This is a genomic window from Nitrosomonas ureae (assembly GCF_900108305.1).
Taxonomy (GTDB): Bacteria; Pseudomonadota; Gammaproteobacteria; order Burkholderiales; family Nitrosomonadaceae; genus Nitrosomonas; species Nitrosomonas ureae_B.
The window spans coordinates 1-4,228 of record NZ_FNUX01000056.1 but is presented as its reverse complement, the minus strand read 5'-3'; the positions used below and the strand labels follow the sequence as shown (position 1 = coordinate 4,228).

Below are 4,228 nucleotides of genomic sequence, written 5' to 3'. Positions count from 1 at the left end.
CAACCAACCAAAGTTATTCTCCACATTGAATGGAAATATCAGATTCAATTTCTCAACAACAATTGTTGGGTACTTTTTTCAGGGATGACTAATTACAAAAAACCGACATTTTCACCTCATCTATCTTCGACATTTACCTATTGTTTTCAAATGTTCGGTAACGAACAGACCGATCAGACGCTCAAGAGGATTATCTAGGTTCTAAGCCCAATACTTGTTAATTCCAGGAGCTTAGGATTCTATTTAATAAAAGGAGCTTTATCATGATTCAAGTTAAAACAAATACAGTGATAACATTTGTTATCAGTACAGCATTTTTGCTAGCCAGTACATCCGCAATTGCCGAATATTCTCAGGCACAGAATAAAATAGATGATAGGCAGGACAAAGTACAGCAATCGCAATCCAATGCTTCTAAAAAGAAAAGTGAAGAAGAAAAAAGTGGCTCAAGTTCTTCTGAGAACCGTGATCGCGATCCAAGCAGCTCGACCGGAACGGATAAGAAAAAAAATTCCCCCACAGATAAAAAAGGAAATTATTAATTTAGTTTCTACATGTTCAATAACTACTACTGAAAAGATTTTGGCTGTAATTTCATTGTAGATAGTGACTACCAATCAAATATTTATTGTTTACAGGTTTACTGGGCATGCTTGGTTGCAAAAATCAAAAAACTGAGCTTGTGCGTTGTTCTTAAATAAATCGTGTTTGTGTCACTTCTAAGTAATTATTTATCAGCAACTAATTTTTGTAACGGGTAGCCAACTATAAAGGTTGCTATCAATTCGATGAAGTTTGACTATGTATCATTTAGAAATAAGGAGAAAACACATGATTAGCTGGGCAGTTACATTTCTGATTATCGCTATTATCGCAGGCCTACTCGGGTTTTCCGGCATTGCGGGAACGGCCACCCAAATAGCATGGATTGCGTTTGTGGTCGGTATTATTATGGCTATCGTCTTCTTTCTGACTGGAAAACGACCTCCTGCCACTTGAAGTAGAAATTTATGCGCCATTCTGAAAAACTGATGAATTAAGCGCATACGCCTTTGCTACGTTTAATCATGGATCTTCTGGAGACTGCTAAACATTGATCCCCAGTCTATAAGAGCTTAGCTGGTTTCATACATAAGCGTAATCTTCAATGTAACGCATTCCATTTCTCAGAAATTTCAGTAAATTACGCTAAAACTTTACTAAACATTTTTGATAAGTGTTTCACTATATCAAAGAAAATTTAATTTTTTATTTAAATAAAAAGAGAGCCTATTATGAAAGTATTAATTCTAATGATTACACTAATTACTATTACCCTATTGTCTGCATGTAACACTCTGAGTGGAGTAGGAAAGGATGTTCAGAAGGGTGGTCAGGCAATTGAAAAATCAGCAAACTAAAACTTAGTTGCAGAAATTTTTCCTGTGTGAATCACGTTTCTATCACATAGATAGCAAAGATTTTTTACAGTATTTACAAGTAAACACCGCCACCTCTGCTGCCCAGTGATATGGAACCAAGAGTTCACTGATTATTTTTTTACATACAGAGTACTCTTATGTCGTCTGCCCAAGTAATTATAAGAACTAATCATTTGTTAGCTGCTTTACCTGGTAATGACTACAAAAAATTACTTGCAAGCGGTGTAGAAACCGAACTGGTCTTTGCAGAAGTATTATCTCACGCTGGCAATCCGATTTCACATGTTTATTTTCCTACCACGAGCATTATTTCCTTAATCACACCAATTGATAATGACCGCAATCTGGAAATAGGGTTGGTTGGTCATGAAGGTATGTTTGGCCTTCCCCTCATCTTGGCAGTTGATGTTGCTTCATGTAACGCTGTGGTTCAAGGGGCAGGTCAGGCATTACGCATATCGACACCTATATTTTTGCTACAACTTCAGAAAAGCGCCGCACTTAATCAGAAATTAAAACGCTACCTTTTTGTGGTGATGAGCCAAATTGCTCAAACGGCAGGATGTAATTTCTTCCATGTTATTGAGGCTCGACTTGCCCGCTGGCTTTTGATGACCCAGGACCGGGCACAATCCGATCATTTTTATGCCACACACGCATCCTTGGCTAATATGCTGGGTGTAAGGCGTGTTGGCATCACCAAAGCAGCAATTTCTCTCCAAAAAAGCGAAATAATTATCTACAAACGTGGAAATATCAAGATTCTCGATCGCGCTGGACTCGAAGCGGCCTCATGTGCATGCTATCGCATGGAGAAAGAAATTTACGAAAGGATTTTAGGCTGAAACAAAAAGCCTAAAATCAATCCAATATGGATTAAGATAAAGTTGATTCTAAGCATTAATGAAGGACACACTTATGTGTCCTTCATTAATGCTATGCTTTTTGCGTTCTCATCATACCAGCTAGTTGTAACAACGTAATTTTCTGGAAAATTCCTGCAATGCACCGATGCCACTCTCCTCGGCCAGCACACACCAGTTTTCTAGATCCTTTACCAGTTGCTCCGTGGAGGTGGTAGAACTACTCCACAAGGCAACAAGATTTTGTCGCATTGAGTAGATCGTGCTCAACAATTGACTCGAATGAAGCGCCTGATCCAACTCCACCTGATCCTTCTCCGCCATCAGACCGACATCAGTTTGCAGCCAATGTCTAACTGCTTCCAGCGCACGGGCATCTTGCAAACCTGGAATAGCTCGAGTGCTCAAGTTGTGAATCTCAGTGATTGTAGGTTGATTCAAATACTTAGCGAACCTGGCTAGCACATCATAGCGATGAGCGATTACAGCTTTCAGAGTGTCCGCGTCACAAGGGAATTTAGTCAGATTAAAGCGAATTTTGGGTGCTACCTTGCAAACTGTTGCTAAATCTAGCATCTCCAGAATGCGAATGTACATCCACCCGATGTCGAATGCCCAGCACCGTTAATGACCCCGGCGGCGAAGAATGGAATCCACAACATCTGAATTCCCCATATAAGGAATCCGATTGGCCCGAATAAAACAAGATCAATTGCCAGCATGATGCCGATACCCAACATGACATGCTGCGAATATAAATTGCGCTCAATCCAGTCATCGGGCGTGCCATGACCGTATTTAACAAGCGTTGCGGTATTTTTAGCTTCTATACGGTAAAGCTTGGTACCGTCGAACAAACACCTTGTTGATGCCATGTATCTGCGGACTGTGTGGATCTTCCTCAGTTTCGCATTTAGCATGGTGTTTACGGTGTATAGCCACCCATTCTTTGGTGACCATGCCAGTGGTAAGCCATAGTCAAAAGCGAAAGCAGTGGCTAACTATGGGGTGTAGCTTTAGGGCGTGATGCGCGACTGATACCGATGGAGAAAAATCGTCACAGATACAGTGGTCACGTGTGCCATGATCAGCGCAACTAACATATAACCCACCACGGAAGTTCAATCAGGCCATGCTGCATAAATTGTTGCATAATAAATTAGATCCTTTATTCAAATTAAACAATATGCTCAATCCGCTGTCATTTCTGTGCGCTATCGAACATACTGATTTTTTATATTTATTGAGAGCTTACGCGCTTGAAAGTCGAAATTGTGCATTTGCACTATAGAAGATTTCCATATATTCCGTAATCTCTGAATGGCTTTTTGAATTTCCCATGAAACACCGCCAGTTTGATTAACTGATCGATAACCGTGTCGAATCAAAAGCATTGCTGGCCAGTTCTAAAGTTTAGGTTACTATCTAATTAATTGGGCTTATTTTTAGCATCCGGTTTCTTGTTATCTGGATATTTATTATCGGAAGTTTTGTTATCAGGTTGCTTAGTTTTGCTATCAGATTGTTTTTTATTACGCTCTTGTGCATTAATTTTAGCTTCTAAAGCATCCATTTTTTGATCTGCCGCTTGATTGCATGTTTTCAAAGATTCAAAATCATTCGTTTTCTGCATACAATTTAGCCGCCCTTCCAATATTTGTATTCTCTCTTTTATATTTCCCATTTCTCGATTTTTTTCAGGTAGAAAGTCTGGATCTTGTTCAGCAGCCAATATTAATGGCGAAGAAAAAAATAAACCCGCAGTTATTAACAAAAATAAATTAAATAGCTTCATTTCTATATATCTCCATAATTGAAATTAAATTTAGAATCATACACAAAGGTACTTGAGCTATGATCATTTCTGGTGTATGTAAGGAGAAGAGAGCGGTGTAATCTGTTGATAAAGATCTGCCCAGATCGATTATCAAAATAAGGAGAACA

At 39.1% G+C, this 4,228-nt stretch carries 5 protein-coding genes and 1 pseudogene; 4 read left to right on the top strand and 2 right to left on the bottom strand.

Annotation, left to right across the window (positions count from 1 at the left end; translation table 11 throughout):
• Positions 1–263: 263 nt before the first annotated feature.
• The 4 genes from C4S39_RS14860 (at position 264) to C4S39_RS14845 (ending at position 2,266) form a co-directional block, all read left to right on the top strand.
• Positions 264–542, top strand: a complete 279-nt coding sequence (locus C4S39_RS14860; protein WP_103967707.1) for a hypothetical protein — start codon at positions 264–266, stop codon at positions 540–542.
• A 289-nt stretch (positions 543–831) separates the two neighbouring features.
• Entirely contained in the window at positions 832–999 is a 168-nt protein-coding gene (locus C4S39_RS14855) for a DUF1328 domain-containing protein (RefSeq protein WP_074720885.1), read from the top strand.
• 293 nt (positions 1,000–1,292) lie between these two features.
• On the top strand, positions 1,293–1,400 hold the full coding sequence (locus tag C4S39_RS14850) for an entericidin A/B family lipoprotein (protein WP_374953038.1): 108 nt from the start codon (positions 1,293–1,295) through the stop codon (positions 1,398–1,400).
• Between the two features lie 158 nt (positions 1,401–1,558).
• Positions 1,559–2,266 carry a Crp/Fnr family transcriptional regulator gene (locus C4S39_RS14845; protein ID WP_103967705.1) on the top strand — a complete coding sequence of 236 codons (708 nt, stop codon included), beginning with the start codon at positions 1,559–1,561 and terminating at the stop codon, positions 2,264–2,266.
• 120 nt (positions 2,267–2,386) lie between these two features.
• On the opposite strand, the pseudogene C4S39_RS14840 reads toward C4S39_RS14845, so the two are convergent.
• Both C4S39_RS14840 and C4S39_RS14835 read right to left on the bottom strand, forming a co-directional pair.
• Positions 2,387–3,425, bottom strand: a pseudogene (locus C4S39_RS14840) (DesA/ISL3 alpha bundle tail domain-containing protein).
• A gap of 288 nt (positions 3,426–3,713) precedes the next feature.
• Positions 3,714–4,079, bottom strand: a complete 366-nt coding sequence (locus C4S39_RS14835) for a hypothetical protein (RefSeq protein ID WP_103967704.1) — start codon at positions 4,077–4,079, stop codon at positions 3,714–3,716.
• Positions 4,080–4,228 lie beyond the last annotated feature (149 nt).